The sequence below is a fragment of the Streptomyces sp. NPDC007025 genome (assembly GCF_042869455.1).
Lineage (GTDB): Bacteria > Actinomycetota > Actinomycetes > Streptomycetales > Streptomycetaceae > Streptomyces.
In genome coordinates, this window is sequence record NZ_JBIAFT010000006.1 from 91,129 (window position 1) to 106,266 (window position 15,138).

Annotated in this window: 11 protein-coding genes; 7 read left to right on the forward strand and 4 right to left on the reverse strand. The window is 72.1% G+C overall.

Annotated elements, in window-relative coordinates:
- Positions 1-137: 137 nt before the first annotated feature.
- The 3 genes from treS to ACFYMO_RS13630 all read right to left on the reverse strand — a co-directional run bounded on the left by treS (position 138) and on the right by ACFYMO_RS13630 (position 5,554).
- Positions 138-1,847: a maltose alpha-D-glucosyltransferase gene (gene treS, locus ACFYMO_RS13620; RefSeq protein WP_366772879.1), complete on the reverse strand. Its 1,710-nt coding sequence runs from the start codon at positions 1,845-1,847 to the stop codon at positions 138-140.
- Positions 1,848-2,287: 440 nt separating this feature from the next.
- Complete coding sequence (locus tag ACFYMO_RS13625; RefSeq protein WP_388546293.1) at positions 2,288-3,886, reverse strand: M4 family metallopeptidase; 1,599 nt, start codon at positions 3,884-3,886, stop codon at positions 2,288-2,290.
- A gap of 387 nt (positions 3,887-4,273) precedes the next feature.
- The gene (locus tag ACFYMO_RS13630) at positions 4,274-5,554 is read right to left on the reverse strand and encodes an MFS transporter (RefSeq protein WP_388546296.1); all 1,281 of its coding nucleotides are present in this window, start codon (positions 5,552-5,554) and stop codon (positions 4,274-4,276) included.
- 274 nt (positions 5,555-5,828) lie between these two features.
- Here ACFYMO_RS13630 and ACFYMO_RS13635 point away from each other — a divergent pair, with 274 nt between their 5' ends.
- The 7 genes from ACFYMO_RS13635 (at position 5,829) to ACFYMO_RS13665 (ending at position 14,399) form a co-directional block, all read left to right on the forward strand.
- Positions 5,829-7,058, forward strand: a complete 1,230-nt coding sequence (locus ACFYMO_RS13635; RefSeq protein WP_388546576.1) for an Ig-like domain-containing protein — start codon at positions 5,829-5,831, stop codon at positions 7,056-7,058.
- A 397-nt stretch (positions 7,059-7,455) separates the two neighbouring features.
- Complete coding sequence (locus tag ACFYMO_RS13640) at positions 7,456-8,733, forward strand: Ig-like domain-containing protein (RefSeq protein WP_388546299.1); 1,278 nt, start codon at positions 7,456-7,458, stop codon at positions 8,731-8,733.
- Positions 8,734-8,874: 141 nt separating this feature from the next.
- Positions 8,875-9,666, forward strand: coding sequence for an enoyl-CoA hydratase-related protein (locus ACFYMO_RS13645; RefSeq protein WP_366772874.1), 792 nt, complete (start codon positions 8,875-8,877; stop codon positions 9,664-9,666).
- Positions 9,667-10,077: 411 nt separating this feature from the next.
- Complete coding sequence (locus ACFYMO_RS13650) at positions 10,078-10,569, forward strand: ATP-binding protein (RefSeq protein WP_026004315.1); 492 nt, start codon at positions 10,078-10,080, stop codon at positions 10,567-10,569.
- Between the two features lie 210 nt (positions 10,570-10,779).
- Positions 10,780-11,109: a plasmid stabilization protein gene (locus ACFYMO_RS13655; RefSeq protein WP_366772873.1), complete on the forward strand. Its 330-nt coding sequence runs from the start codon at positions 10,780-10,782 to the stop codon at positions 11,107-11,109.
- A gap of 390 nt (positions 11,110-11,499) precedes the next feature.
- On the forward strand, positions 11,500-12,036 hold the full coding sequence (locus ACFYMO_RS13660) for a DNA starvation/stationary phase protection protein (protein ID WP_366772955.1): 537 nt from the start codon (positions 11,500-11,502) through the stop codon (positions 12,034-12,036).
- Positions 12,037-12,317: 281 nt separating this feature from the next.
- Positions 12,318-14,399, forward strand: a complete 2,082-nt coding sequence (locus ACFYMO_RS13665) for a SpoIIE family protein phosphatase (protein ID WP_366772872.1) — start codon at positions 12,318-12,320, stop codon at positions 14,397-14,399.
- A gap of 86 nt (positions 14,400-14,485) precedes the next feature.
- Here ACFYMO_RS13665 and ACFYMO_RS13670 read toward each other — a convergent pair whose 3' ends face one another.
- Entirely contained in the window at positions 14,486-15,016 is a 531-nt protein-coding gene (locus tag ACFYMO_RS13670; RefSeq protein ID WP_366772871.1) for a hypothetical protein, read from the reverse strand.
- Between the last annotated feature and the right edge of the window lie 122 nt (positions 15,017-15,138).

Here is a 15,138-nt window from a genome sequence, read left to right on the forward strand (position 1 = left end):
CCCGGCCCCGGTCCGCCCGGCCTCCCGAGGCCGCCTCGCCCCGCCCCCGCCCCGCAGCCGCCGGAGCGGGGGCGGCGGCGTCCCGCCCGCTCCGGGCCCCGGCGGGCGCGGGCGGTCGGCGCGGTCCGGGTACCGGATCAGGTCCTGCGCAGCCGGAACCAGTAGAAGCCGTGCCCCGCGAGCGTCAGCAGATAGGGCAGGCCGACGATGGCGGGGAAGCGGACGCCGCCGATCAGTTCCACGGGGACCCGCCCCTGCCACTCCCGCAGATCCAGCTCGGTCGGCTGCGGGAACCGCGAGAAATTGTGCACGCACATCACCAGGTCGTCACCGCCGCCGGGGAGCGCCAGCTCCCGCAGGAAGGCCAGGACGCACGGGTTGGAGGAGGAGAGCTCCTGGTAGGACCCCAGCCCGAAGGCGGGGTTCTGCTTGCGCACCTCGATCACCCGCCGGGTCCAGTGCAGCAGCGAACTCGGCGAGCTCATGGCGGCCTCGACGTTGGTGGCCTGGTAGCCGTGCACCGGGTCCATGACGGTCGGCAGGAACAGCCGCCCCGGATCGCAGGAGGAGAACCCGGCGTTGCGGTCGGGCGTCCACTGCATCGGAGTGCGGACGGCGTCCCGGTCGCCGAGCCAGATGTTGTCGCCCATGCCGATCTCGTCGCCGTAGTAGAGGATGGGCGAGCCGGGCAGCGACAGCAGCAGCGCGGTGAACAGTTCGATCTGCTTGCGGTCGTTGTCCAGCAGCGGCGCCAGCCGGCGGCGGATGCCGATGTTGGCCCGCATCCGCGGGTCCTTGGCGTACTCCGCGTACATGTAGTCGCGTTCCTCGTCGGTGACCATCTCCAGGGTCAGCTCGTCGTGGTTGCGCAGGAAGACGCCCCACTGGCAGCGGGAGGGGATCGCGGGCGTCTTGGCGAGGATCTCGGAGACGGGGTAGCGCGACTCGCGGCGCACGGCCATGAAGATGCGCGGCATGACCGGGAAGTGGAAGGCCATGTGGCACTCGTCGCCGCCCGTCGCGTAGTCGCCGAAGTAGTCGACGACGTCCTCCGGCCACTGGTTGGCCTCGGCCAGCAGCACGGTGTCGGGGTAGTGGGCGTCGACCATCCGGCGGACCCGTTTGAGGAAGGCGTGCGACTGCGGAAGGTTCTCGCAGCTGGTGCCCTCCTCGGCGTACAGGTAGGGGACCGCGTCCAGCCGGAAGCCGTCGATGCCCAGGTCCAGCCAGAACCGCAGGGCGGAGATCATCTCGTCCTGGACCAGCGGGTTGTCGTAGTTGAGATCCGGCTGGTGGGAGAAGAAGCGGTGCCAGAAGTACTGCCTGCGCACCGGGTCGAAGGTCCAGTTGGACACCTCGGTGTCGACGAAGATGACGCGTGCGTCCTGGAACTGCTTGTCGTCGTCGGCCCAGATGTAGTAGTCGCCCCACGCCCCTTCCGGGTCGCGCCGGGACTCCTGGAACCACGGGTGCTGGTCGCTGGTGTGGTTCATGACGAAGTCGATGATCACGCGCATGCCGCGCTGGTGCGCGGCGTCCACGAACTCCACGAAGTCCGCGAGGTCGCCGAACTCGGGGAGCACGGAGGTGTAGTCGGAGACGTCGTAGCCGCCGTCCTTGAGCGGGGACTCGAAGAACGGCGGCAGCCACAGGCAGTCCACGCCGAGCCATTGGAGGTAGTCCAGCTTCGCGGTGAGCCCTCGCAGATCCCCGATGCCGTCGCCGTCGCTGTCCTGGAAGGAGCGGACGAGCACCTCGTAGAAGACGGCGCGCTTGAACCAGTCGGGATCGCGGTCCCGGGCGGGGGTGTCCTCGAAGGTGTCGGGGACGGGCTCGTTGACGCTCATGTGTGGGTGACCCTCCGGTCGGTGAGGACGGTCGCAGGGTGCGGGCGCGGGCCGGCCGGAGGACTCACCTCCCCCGCAGGAGCCGCACGCCGCCCTCCCTGCCCCAGTGATCGGGCTGTTCGGCGCACGCGGCGCGTACCGGCAGGATTGGGGTCCGCTCAACTGAGCGGCACACGGTCCGGATGCGAAGCGCGAGCTGTTCAACGACTTCGCCCCCGCGTGGGTGTGGTGCGCCGGCGGTCGCCACCCGGACCCTCCCGGCGGCCACGGAGCGCCCGCGCGGTGCGCCGGTACCGACCCGCATCCGCGTGCTCGCGGAACGGCAACGGCTCCCAGGACCTCGACAGGTCCTGGGAGCCGTTGTCATGCCGGCGTGGGCACCACCTCCGCCGCATCCCGGCGGGGGCGGGGCGAAGCCCCGCGGGCGGCGCCGCCGCAGGTCAGCTACCGGTCACGTTCACCCCGGTCCAGGCGGCCTCGACCGCCTCGACCTCGGCGCTGTCCGCACCGTAGAGGTCGGTGGCCGACTGCACTGTCGCCTTGCGCGCGTCCGCGTAGTCCGTCGTCGACGTCATCTGCTCGGTCAGCGCCTTGAACCAGATCTGCTCGGCCTTCTCGATGCCGATCCCGTCCAGCTTCTCGCCGTTCTTGGTCGGAGAGTTGTACTGCACGCCGTTCACCTCGCGCTCCCCGCTGCCCACGGACAGCAGGAAGAAGAAGTGGTTGGCGATGCCGGAGGAGTAGTGGACGTCCACGTCCCCGGCCTCGGGGCTCCAGTAGTCCAGCGAGCTGCCGTCCTTGCTGGGCTCGTCCATGTAGCGCAGCGGGGTGCCGTCGCCGTTGATGTCGATCTTCTCGCCCACGAGGTAGTCCGGCACGTCGTCCGGGCTGTCGGCGTGGAACTCGACCGCGGCGGCGAAGATGTCGGAGGTGGCCTCGTTCAGGCCGCCCGACTCGCCCGCGTAGACCAGGTCGGCCGTGGTCGAGGTGACCCCGTGCGACATCTCGTGCGCCGCGACGTCCAGCGAGGTCAGCGGGTTCTTGTTGCCCTGGCCGTCGCCGTAGGTCATGCAGAAGCAGGAGTCGTCCCAGAAGGCGTTGACATAGTTGTCGCCGTAGTGGACCCGGCTGAGGGCGCCCTTGCCGTCGCCCGCGATGCCCTCGCGGCCGTGCACCTGCTTGTAGTAGTCCCAGGTCTGCCCGGCGCCGTAGTGCGCGTCCACGCCCGCGGTGGCCCGGTCGTCGGCGGTGCCGTCGCCCCAGACGTCGTCGTCGTCGGTGAAGAGCGTGCCCTCGCCGCTCTGGCCGCCGTTGAGGTCGGAGGTGCGGTTGCCGCCGCGCGCGTCGTCCTTCATCGTGAACGAGCCGGACGAGCCCGAGGTGCCGATCTCGACCTTGCCGCTGTACTGGCTGTTGCCGGTGCCCTCCTTGATGCCCTGGAACTCGAAGAGCTTCTTGCCGGTCTTCGCGTCCGTGATCACGTGGAGCTGGTTGGGCGCCCCGGACTTCTGCACGCCGCCGACGACGGTCTCCCAGGCGAGTACCGGCTCGCCCGCGCCCGCCCAGACGATCTTCCGGGGCGCCTTGCTGCCCTTGGCCTCGGCCGTGACGGGCTTGTGCGCGGTGGGGGCCGACGTCTTCACCGCGATCTTCGCGCGGGTGGCCTTGGAGGCGCCGGTGCGCTTGCCGGAGGCGGATTTGTGCACCACGAGGTCGCCGCCGAGGACGGGCAGCCCGTCGTAGGTGCGCTCGTAACGGACGTGTGTGGAGCCGTCCTTGTTCTTGACGACATCCTTGACGTGGAGCTTCTCCTTGGAACCGAGACCCAGTGCGCGGGCGTCGGCGGACTTCGCCGCCTCGCTGTCCGCCGTCTTGACCAGCTCGGTGTGCTGGCTCGCGGTCAGCTGCGCGGGCAGCGCGCCGTTCGCGGTGGTCTCGGCGGCCGGGGCCGCTCCGGCGGTTCCGGCGGTGACTCCTGCCGCGACCAGGGCCGCCGTGGCGGCGAGGGCGGATATCCGCTGCTTGGAGGTGAATCTCACGTCAGTGACTCCTTCTGCCGTGGGGGCCGGACGGCATGACTGATCAACCGTCCGGGCAGAACTGAACTGCGGTGCGCCACGCGAAAGTACGGACGGGGTTCGTGCTGCTGTACGCATCCCGTGTGACGTGCTCGTGAGCCTGCCACTCTCAGCATGGACATGTCATCGGCGCATCGACGTCTGATCAGAGGTTGGCCAGATTCTGTTCGTTGATACGAAACCCGTGCCCGCATAGCGGACAACTGGCAGAAGCGCTTCCGCCGTCCTGCGCCCGCCCACCGCGCGCTACCGCGCTCCGCCGCCCCCACCGCCCCCACCGCGCCGTCCCGGTGCCCGGCCGGCACCGGAACGCACCGGGCGCCGCCGGTGCTCCGCGCGGGAGCGGGCTCAGGCGTCGACGTCGTGGGTCGCCGCGCCGCGCTCCGCGGACGGCTCCCCGCGGGCCGGAGCCCGGCGGGGCACCGCGCGCAGCGTGCGGACGGCCGGGACCGACAGCAGTGCCGCACTGATCCCGATCATGATCACGCCGCCCGCCAGCAGCACCATCCGGGCCCCGAGCAGTTGTGCCGCCGGGCCCGCCAGCGCCTGACCCGCGGGCATCATGGCGAGCGAGCCGGCCACCTCGTAGGCGTGGATGCGGTTGAGGATCCGACCGGGAACCTGGGTCTGCACACTGGTCGCCCACATCACGCTCCACACGCCGCCGCCCACGCCCCAGACGGCCGCGGCCGCCATCATGGCGGCGGGCGGCAGGCCCATGCCGACGGCGGCGGGGTAGCAGCAGCACCCGAGCAGTGCGAACGCCCCGGCACGCAGCTGCCGTTCGGGCCGGAAGCGCAGCGCCAGCAGCCCGCCCAGCGCGGTGCCGCCGCCCAGCGCCGAGTTGACCAGCCCGAAGACCCCCGGCCCGTCCGACGGGATGATCTCGGCGGCGGTCAGCGGCACCAGCGGCCCGGAGACGGTGACCATGTAGACCATCCAGATGAGGATGACGCTCCACATCCAGGTGCGGGCCCGGAACTCGCGCCAGCCCTCGGCCAGATCGGCACGGTAGCGGGTGCGCTGGACGGGGCGGGTCCGGGCGGCCGGCAGCCGCAGCAGCGCCAGGCACACCGCGCTGAGCAGATAGGTCCCGGCGTGCGCGGCGAACACCCCGCCCGGGGAGAAGCCGCCCACCAGCGCACCGGCGAGGGCCGGGCCCAGCAGCATGGCCAGGGACTCCGCCGTGCGGATCAGCCCGTTGGCGCCCTGCACGTCGTCGGCCACCCGGGGGACGGTGCTGGCGACCCCCGGCTGGAACAGGCCCGCGCAGATGCCGTTGACGGCCCCGATCGCGCACACCTGCCACAGCACCACGTGCCCGCTCAGGAAGAGCGCCGACATGCCGGCCTGGGTGACCACCCGCACCAGATCCGAGCCGATCATCAGCCTCCGGGTGTCGAACCGGTCGCAGAAGACGCCGCCGAAGATGACGAAGCCCGCCAGGAACACCGTCAGCGAGGCCAGCGCCACCCCGATCGCGCCGGGCCCGTGGCCGTGCTGGATCAGCCCGGCGGACAGCGCGATGGGCAGCATCGCGTCACCGAGCTTGGCGACGGCCCGGCCGGTGAAGAACAGAGCGAAGTTGCGGGAACGCAGAGCGGCCGTCGCGGCACCGGAAGGGGTCACGTCCAGCCAGTGTGGCCAAGGGTGCGGTCCGGAGCGAACGGATTTCGCACGGCGCCCGCGGCTGTGTCGTGCTCCGGGGCGGCTCGGCCGCCGCGGGGATTCCTCGTTCACTCGTGTGAGCCCGGTGTCCCTCCCGCACGCGCTTCGTTGGTCCGTTCGTCCGGGTGAGGCGGCTGAACGCCCTCGACAGCAGGCGACGCACAGGAGCGGGGACGGCATGGGACGGGGCACGACGGCACGGCGAGTCCGGGCACTGCTGTACCACGCGGGTGGCATGCGCCGGACGGTGCGCGCTGTGCTGGCCGTCGTGGTGCTCGCGCTGCTGTGCACCGCACCTGCCGGATGCGCCGTCGTGGACGACTCCAAGCCGCCGGGGGGCGCCATCCGGGTGACGCCCGAGGACGGTGCCAGCGATGTGCCCACCGACGCCCGGGTGGAGGTCTCGGTCGCCGAGGGGAAGCTGCGCAGCGTCCGGATGCAGCACAAGGGCAAGGACGCCGGGCGCGCCATCGCGGGCCGGTTCTCCGCCGACCGGCGGAGCTGGCGCCCGCTGCCCGCCTCCGAGGAGAACGCCTCCGGGCGCGGAGCCGGGCACGGCAAGGGCACGGTGCTGGAGTTGGCCGGCACCTACGAGGTGGACGTGGTGGCCGTCGACGGCGAGGGCGACCGGGTGATCCGGCACGCCACCTTCTCCACCCGGGTTCCGCCGCACCGCTTCGTGGGCTACTTCCGTCCCGAGGACGGCCAGACCGTCGGTACCGCGATGATCGTCTCGCTGGAATTCAGCCGGCCCATCGCCGACCGGGCGGCAGTCGAGCGCGCCATCGACGTCACCTCCACTCCCCGCGTGGAGATCGCCCCCCACTGGTTCGGCCGCAACAGGCTCGACTTCCGGCCCCGCACCTACTGGCAGCCCGGTACGGAGGTGACCCTCGATCTGCGGCTGCGCGATGTGCGCGGGGCGCCCGGGGTCTACGGGACGCAGCGCAAGCAGGTGACGTTCACCATCGGCCGCGACCAGCGCAGCGTCGTGGACGTGGGCCGCGGCACCCTGACCGTGCGGCAGGGCGGCCGCCGGGTCGACCGGCTGGACATCACGGCGGGCACGAAGAAGACCCCGACCTACAACGGCCGCATGGTCATCAGCGAGAAGTTCCAGGAGACCCGGATGAACGGGGACACCGTGGGGTTCGGCGGCGAGTACGACATCAAGGACGTGCCGCACGCGATGCGGCTCACCCGCAGCGGCACCTTTCTGCACGGCAACTACTGGGCCTCCGAACGGACGTTCGGCAAGAAGAACACCAGTCACGGCTGCGTCGGCCTGGAGGACGAGCGCGGCGGGGACGACAAGTCGCCCGCCGGGCGGTTCTTCCACCGCTCGCTGATCGGTGACCTGGTCACCGTGCGCGGTTCGCACGACCGGACCGTTGCGGCGGACAACGGGCTGGGCGGCTGGAACATGCCCTGGGCGACCTGGGTCGGGGGTTCGGCCCTGAACTGACCGCGGCCGGGGAAGCGCCCCGCCTCCCTGCCGTGCATCCCGCCCCCTCCGGTCCGCTTCGTCCCGTTCGCGGCGGGCCTGCGCAGCCCCGGTCCCGTAGCCCCGCGAGCCCGTGGTGCTGCGGGGCTGCGGGCGACCCCGGCGGTGCGCCGGCCTGCCCGGTGGGCGTGGCGTCCCGGCGCCGGTGCACGGGCGCTCTCTCTCCTCCGGGCCTTCCCAAAAACGCGACCGAATGGTGACCACGGAGTGCGGTTCGCCGTCATTGCGGTGTGGTTATCTAACAATGCGGATGCGCGCCGCCGTTCATGTGCCGTTCACGGCCGGGCGGCGCGATGTCGCGTTTTCGGGGGCGCACACGGGTGCGCGAAGCCGTGTGAGGACGAGGGATGGGGCCGTCTTGGATCTGAAGACCGTGGCCGGGGACAAGTTCACGTGGAAGGCGATCCGGGGGGACAGCCGTGCCCGGGTCATCGGAGGCTCAGCCGTCGGCTTCGTGGTACTGCTCGTGGTGCTGCTGCTCACGTTGACCACCTGCGGCGGCGGTGGCGGCACCGGCGCCCGCGCGAACAGCGGGGACGACGACCGGGACAAGCCCGCCAAGGGTCCCTCCCGGGCCGTGCTGACCGTCGCCCCGAAGGACGGCGCCGACGACGTGAAGACCTCGGGTGTCCTTCAGGTCCGGGCTGCCAAGGGCAAGCTGACGAAGGTGACGGTCAAGGACGCCAAGGGCGCGAAGATCGAGGGGAAACTCGCCGACGGCGGCACGGTCTGGCGCCCCGCCACCCACCTGGCGGCCGGTACCAAGTACACGGTGGACGCCGTGGCCGAGGACTCCGAGGGACGTGCCGCGGCCAAGCACGCCGCGTTCACCACGTTCGTGCCGCAGAACACCTTCGTGGGCTACTTCACGCCGGAGAACGGCGACAAGGTCGGCGCCGGGATGCCGTTCTCCATCAACTTCAACCGTCCCGTCGCCCACCGGGAGGCCGTGGAGAAGGCGATATCCGTCTCCGCGGACCCTGAGGTCGAGGTGGCGGGCCACTGGTTCGGCAACCAGCGCCTCGACTTCCGGCCCGAGAAGTACTGGAAGGCCGGGACGAAGGTCGCCGTCGACCTCAACCTCAGCGGCGTCGAGGGCGCCGAGGGCGTCTACGGGACGCAGCGCAAGACCGTGCGGTTCACCGTCGGCAGGCAGCAGGTCAGCGTGGTGGACGCGAAGAAGAAGACGATGACCGTGACCCGCGACGGCGAGAAGATCAAGACCTTCCCCATCAGCTCCGGGCGCCCGGCCAACCCCACCTACAACGGTGTGATGGTCATCAGCGAGAAGCACGAGGTCACCCGGATGAACGGGGACACCGTGGGGTTCGGCGGCGAGTACGACATCAAGGACGTCCCGCACGCGATGCGGCTGAGCACCTCGGGCACCTTCATCCACGGCAACTACTGGATGGCCAAGTACCAGTTCGGCAAGGTCAACAGCAGCCACGGCTGTGTGGGCCTGTTCGACCTGCGCGGCGGCGGCGCCAACGGGACGCCGGGCGCCTGGTTCTTCAGCCACTCCATGGTCGGCGACGTGGTCGAGGTCGAGAACTCGCAGGACGAGACCATCGAGCCGGACAACGGTCTCAACGGCTGGAACATGTCCTGGGAGAAGTGGACGGCGAAGCAGTAGCGGGCCCGTCGGCCGGCGGCCCGCCGCGCGGAGTGCCCGGGGCGGCAGCGCCCCGGCGCCCCAGCGCGGCGGAGGACCGGGCCGGGGTTGTGAGGAAGGGCACCGGGTCCGCGGCGCGGAACGGCCGTTAACCTTCCCGGCATGACGACTGACGAATCCAGCGGCGCCACCGCGCGCCTCGAGGTCGCCGACGGCGTCGGCACCATCCGGCTCGACCGGCCGAAGATGAACGCCCTCGACATCGCCACCCAGGACCTGCTGCGCGAACTCGCCGAGGAGGCCGCCTGCCGCGAGGACGTGCGCGCCGTGGTGCTCTACGGCGGCGAGAAGGTGTTCGCGGCCGGTGCGGACATCAAGGAGATGCGCGAGATGGACCACTCCGCGATGGTCCTGCGCTCCCGCGGTCTCCAGGAGGCGTTCACCGCGGTGGCTCGCATCCCCAAGCCGGTGGCCGCGGCGGTCACGGGCTACGCCCTCGGTGGCGGCTGCGAGCTGGCGCTGTGCGCGGACGTCCGGTTCGCGGGCGAGGGCGCCACGTTGGGGCAGCCGGAGATCCTGCTCGGCCTGATCCCCGGCGCTGGCGGCACCCAGCGGCTGTCCCGGCTGGTCGGCCCGGCCAAGGCCAAGGACCTGATCTTCACCGGGCGGACGGTGCCGGCGGCCGAGGCCGCCCGGATCGGCCTGGTCGACCACGTGGTACCGGACGCCGAGGTGTACGAGCAGGCGCACGCCTGGGCCGCACGGCTGGCGCGGGGGCCGGCGCTCGCGCTGCGTGCGGCCAAGGAGTCGGTCGACTTCGGTCTGGAGGCGGACATCGAGACCGGCCTGGCACTCGAAAGGAACTGGTTCGCCGGGCTGTTCGCGACGGAGGACCGGCAGATCGGCATGCGCAGCTTCGTGGAGGACGGCCCCGGCAAGGCCCGGTTCCGCTGAGGGACCCGCACCCGACCGGGTGCGGCACGGGGGTCCGGCCGCCGCTGCCCCGAGACGGCTGACCGGTCGCCCGCCCGCCCGCCCGCCCGGCCGCCCGGCCGCTCCGATACGTGGCAAGAGGGCGCCGGGGTGGGGTGGTTGGGGGTGGCGTAAAGCGCAGCACAGGCCGGACACCCCACCGTGTGGGGGAATCCGCCGGGGCCGGTCCTCCCCCGTTCGTGGGTGGGACGTGGCGCGTTGTGATCATCTGCGCACGGCTTGTCATCCCGGGTCGTCCCAGGTCAGTGCGCATCCGCCGGGTCTCGGGGTGCCCGGTGGCGGCGGTCGCGGCGCGCTGGAGGGGGTTGTTCCGCCTTGGTGGATACCCGCGAACCGCCCCCAGCGGCATTCCCCTGCCGCCATGATGGAGGCATGGCGGGTCAGGGAGATGTGGCGAGCGTGACCGAACGGGTTCCGGAAGACCCAGCGGGGAAGTGGGACGCCGAGCCGGTGCGCACGGTTCTCGAACGGGCGGGCGATCCGACCGTACGGGAGGTGCCGCTCCCCAACCTTCCGGAGTCCGCCCGGCTGGCCCGTCGCCTCACCCAGGCCGTGCTGCAGGAGCGGTGGGCCCTCCCGGCGGAGCGCACGGAATACACCGTGCTGCTCGTCTCCGAGCTGGTCGGCAACGCCGTGCGGCACACCGGCGCGCACACCATCGGTATCCGGATGCTGCGGCGCTCGGGGTGGATCCGCGTCGAGGTGCGGGATCCCTCCCGCGGACTGCCGTGCCTGCTGCCGGTCGGCGAGCTGGACACCAGCGGCCGGGGGCTCTTCCTCGTGGACACGCTGGCCGAGCGGTGGGGTGTGGATCTGCTGCCGCGGGGCAAGACGACGTGGTTCGAGATGCGGGCCACGAGCTGACCTTCGCGCGGCCCCGCCTTCCCCGCGGCCCCGCCGTCCCCGCGGCCCTGACGGGGTGCGGGCCCGCCGTCCCGTCCGCCCTTCGGACGCGCCGTCCGCCGAGGTGTGGCGCCCCGGGCGCGGGGAACCCGGCGTGAAACCACCACGAAGGCGTGCCCCCGAGCCGGTGCGCGGCTCCGGCGGGGGCGCTGTCGACGTACGGAGGAAGCCATGCCCGCAGGGTCCGACCGCAAGCGCGAACGCCAGTACGAGCACATCAAGGAAGGGGCCCGGCGGCAGGGCGCCTCACCCGCGCGGGCCAAGGAGATCGCGGCCCGCACGGTGAACAAGGAGCGCGCCCGGCACGGTGAGGCCAAGAGCGCCAGCCGTACCTCGGTGCGCGACGCCGCCCCCTCCCGGCGCGGCGGTCGGCGCTCCGGCAACCGCATGGGCCCCGGCGGTCCCACTCGCGAGCAGCTCTACAACGAGGCCCGGCAGCGCGGCGTCCGGGGCCGCTCGCAGATGACCAAGGCCCAGCTCCAGCGCGCTCTCGGCCGCTGAACGCCACTCGTCGCACCCGGGCACCGGGCACATCCGGACACCCCGCGCGTACCGGACCGCCCCTCCGCCCCTCCCGGGTCCCGCGCTCCCTCGGTCCCCGCACCCCCGGTCCCTGCCCCCGGGCCCGGGGGCAGGGACCCGCGCACGGTTCCGGGCCGGCCCGGCGGCAGGTACTCGAACGGGAGTTCGGCAAGGTTTGACCTTGTGCTCGGCGGAAACCCCGGGACGGGAACAGCTCACGTACGCCCACTCCGTGGCGCCGTACCCGCTGGGAGGGCGACGGCCCGTCGCGCCCGCCCCGCCCCTCCCGACCACATCCGAGGATTGGAGCGCACCGTGGCAGCTCACGCGTCCAACGAGGGCTCGACCCCGTCCTACACCGTTCCCGGCATGACCACGGCAGAGGGCGGCAGCGTCATCCAACTGCTGCGCATGCGGCTGCACGCGCTCAACGACCTGGCGCTGACGCTGAAGCACGTGCACTGGAACGTGATCGGACCGCACTTCATCGCCGTCCACGAGATGCTCGACCCGCAGGTCGACGCCGTCCGCGAGATGATCGACAACACGGCCGAGCGCATCTCCACCCTGGGCGGTTCCCCCTGGGGCACCCCGGGTGTACTGGTCGCCGAGCGGACCTGGCACGACTACACGCTCGGACGCGCCGAGGCCATCGAACACCTCGGCGCCCTCGACGTCGTCTACACCGGCGTGATCGAGGACCACCGCAAGGCCGTCCAGGCGACCGACAGCTCCGACCCGGTCACCCAGGACCTGCTCATCGAGCATCTGCGCAAGCTGGAGCTGTTCCAGTGGTTCGTGCGCGCACACATCGAGAGCTCCGGCGGCAAGCTCGCGACGGGCCCGCACGACTCCGAGTCGGCCGCCGCCGAGAAGGCCGCCGGCCAGGCACGCGGAAAGCCCTGACCGCGGGCCCCGCACGCGCGTCCCCGTCAGGACCCCGGCGCTCCGGCGCCGGGGTCCCACTCCCGCCGCCCCTGGGCCGCCCGACCGGCCCGCCCACCTCCCCTGACCGCTCTGCCGCCCGCCGCCCTGCCGCCCCCTCACGCGTCCGGGCCGCCGCCGCGCCTCTCGACGCGCGGTACCGGTCGGCTCCCCGCATGATGGGGAGGTGGCCTCGCCAGGCGCTGCCGCGGCTGTCGCTGAGCGGGGCGCAGGCACCGGGGCCACGCGATCGGGAGACAGCGATGCACCGCTTCCGCGAACCGAACACGGAGCCCGCCGGTCACGGCGAACCGCCGGTCGCCGCCCATGTCGCGCTGGCCGTCAACGGTATGGGCAGCTTCTGCTGGGACCTGCAGTCGGGCGAGATGAAGTACGACGACGCCGGACTCGCCGTACTGGGGTTCAAGCCGGAGGAGTACGACGACCGCCCGGCCACCGTCGCCGACCGGATGGTGCCCCAGGAACTGCCCGGGGTCCAGGCGCAGGTCGGCCGCGCGCTGAAGGCCCGGACGGGCTACAGCATCTACTTCCGGGTACGCCACCCCGACGGCTCGCTGCGCTGGACACACTCCCAGGCGACCGTCGTGTGCGACGACACCGGCAGCCCGGTGCAGGTCGTGGGGATCATCCGGGACGCCAGCCAGGAACTCCAGGCGGTCGACCAGACGAGGGAACTGCGGCAGGCCAAGAGCGACCGGCGGCGGCAGGCCGACCTCGTGGGTCACGTCAACGACGCCCTCGCCCCCACCGTCACCGTCGAGGACGTCGCCGAGGCCCTCACCACCACCCGGCTGGTGCAGCGGCTGGGGGCGGCCAGCATCACCCTCGGCCTGGTGGACGGCGGGCGGATGGGACTGGTGGGCTCCAACGGGGTGCCGGACGAGATCATCCGCGACTTCCATCTGGCCCGGATCGGGGCCCCGCTGCCGCTCACCGAGGCGGTCCGCACCCGGGAGCCGGTCTTCGTCACCAGCCGCGCGGAGTTCGCCCGGCGCTACCCGGGGCTGGGCCAGTACCTGGGCCTGGTGCCCCGTGCCACCGCGGCGGTCTACTTTCCGCTGATCGCGCACGACACCCCCATCGGCGCCGTGGGCCTCACCTACGAGGGCAAGGACCGCTTCACCCACGACGAGCGCACCGTGCTGACCGCGCTCAGCAACACCATCGCCCAGTCCCTCCAACGGGCCCTGCTCTTCGACCAGGAGCACGAGCTCGCCGCCGGACTCCAGACGGCGATGCTGCCCGGACACATCCCGCACGTCCCCGGCCTGGCCATCGCGACCCGCTACCGTCCGGCGCGGGCCCGCGGTGGAATCGGCGGCGACTGGTACGACGCCGTCACGCTGCCGGACGGCCGGATCGCCGCCGTCGTGGGCGACGTCCAGGGGCACGACGTGACCGCCGCCGCCGTCATGGGGCAGCTGCGGATCGCGCTGCGTGCCTACGCGGCCGAGGGGCACCCGCCGCTGACCGTCATGGCCCGGGCCTCGGCCTTCCTCGCCGAACTGGACACCGACCGGTTCGCCACCTGCCTGCTGGTGCTGTTCGACCCCCGCACCGGCGTCGCCGTGACCGTCCGGGCCGGTCACCCGGAACCGGTCCTGCGCCGCCCCGACGGGAGCTGCGTATGGGTGGACACCCCCGTCGGGCTGCCGCTCGGGCTCGCCGCGCCCTCGGCCCAGCCCCCCTACGCGCTCTCCGAGACGCTGGTGGAGCCCGGTTCCTCACTGGTGATGTGCACCGACGGCCTCATCGAGTCCCGCACCCAGGACCTCGACGAGGGGCGCGCGAGACTGCTGGAGGCGGTGCGGCACGGCCCCGTGCGCCCCGACGACCTCGCCGACCACCTGCTGCGCACCATGGGCGACTTCACCGGCGAAGAGGACGATGTCGCGCTGCTGCTGCTGCGCCGTGCCTCGGGCCGGCGTCCGGCCGCGCCGCAGATGGCCGTCACCATCTCCTCCAGCGACCCGCAGTCCCTGCACGCGGCCCGGCAGGCGCTGCGCACCGCCCTGCACCGCTGGTCCCTGGACTCCCTCGCCGACACCGCCGAGCTGCTCGCCAGCGAGATGGCCACCAACGCGCTGCTGCACACCGAGGGCGACGCCACCCTCACGGCCCGGCCGGTGCGCAACGGCAGCCGCGCCCTGCGCATCGCGGTCACCGACACCTCGCCGGACAACCCCTACCGCCGGGCCGCCACCGAGCAGTCCACCTCGGGGCGCGGCCTGATGCTCATCGAGGAGCTGGCCACCGACTGGGGCGTCGAACCGCGTGGCAACGGCAAGCGCGTCTGGTGCGAGATCCCGCTGAACGCACACTAGTGCTGTGACCGGAGACGCTCACTGGGCAGCTCGGGCACCGGTCACGCTTGTGGGGCCGGGAAGCGCCGGGACAGGAGCAGCCGATGTCAAGGTCGAGGCAGGCGCGCTGCCTGCCCTCGTGCCCGGTGCCGTCGTGCGTACGACCAAGTCACCGCAGTCATCAGGGCCGGGATGGCGAACAGCGGGGCGAAAGCAAAGCCCCAGACGGTCTGTGCTGCACCACTCGACATGTACGTCCGGCTCTCGACGGTGAAAGCGACCACGAGTTGCCACACTGCCACCAGGACCAGGATGCCCGAGGCGGTCCAGGCCAGCGGGGCGAGGATCCTGGGGTGCAGCGGCCGCCACCGGTTGCTGACGAGCAGCAGCGGAAACAGAGCGGCCAGCTCGGCAAGGACGGAGAGACCGACGACGTATGCGATGCCCCAGCCCGGGATGTCGTAGACGTCGCGCAGCACCTGGTCGCTGTAGCCCACTTGGACACCGGATGCCATGGCGATGCGCCACAGGCCGGACGGAACTGCGCACAGAGCGACGGCGTGGGCGGCGCGGCGAGCCCAGGCAGGCGCCGATGCGGAGCCGGGGAGTGGAACGGTCGCTGTCGTCATGATGGACATGCTGGCCCTGGACTCGTCAGCCGCGCTTCGTCCGCTACGGCGGACCGTCTCCGCCCTGCGGATGAGGGCGCACCCGCTGAGGGAGCACCTGAGGACTGCTCACCTCGCCGGACACGCCGGGA

Bases quoted from the DNA above. Each gene is read 5' to 3' on its own strand.
- treS (WP_366772879.1), bottom strand. From the start codon at position 1,847: ATGAGCGTCAACGAGCCCGTCCCCGACACCTTCGAGGACACCCCCGCC.
- ACFYMO_RS13635 (WP_388546576.1), top strand. From the start codon at position 5,829: ATGCGCCGGACGGTGCGCGCTGTGCTGGCCGTCGTGGTGCTCGCGCTG.
- ACFYMO_RS13645 (WP_366772874.1), top strand. From the start codon at position 8,875: ATGACGACTGACGAATCCAGCGGCGCCACCGCGCGCCTCGAGGTCGCC.
- ACFYMO_RS13650 (WP_026004315.1), top strand. From the start codon at position 10,078: ATGGCGGGTCAGGGAGATGTGGCGAGCGTGACCGAACGGGTTCCGGAA.
- ACFYMO_RS13655 (WP_366772873.1), top strand. From the start codon at position 10,780: ATGCCCGCAGGGTCCGACCGCAAGCGCGAACGCCAGTACGAGCACATC.
- ACFYMO_RS13660 (WP_366772955.1), top strand. From the start codon at position 11,500: ATGACCACGGCAGAGGGCGGCAGCGTCATCCAACTGCTGCGCATGCGG.
- ACFYMO_RS13665 (WP_366772872.1), top strand. From the start codon at position 12,318: ATGCACCGCTTCCGCGAACCGAACACGGAGCCCGCCGGTCACGGCGAA.
- ACFYMO_RS13670 (WP_366772871.1), bottom strand. From the start codon at position 15,016: ATGTCCATCATGACGACAGCGACCGTTCCACTCCCCGGCTCCGCATCG.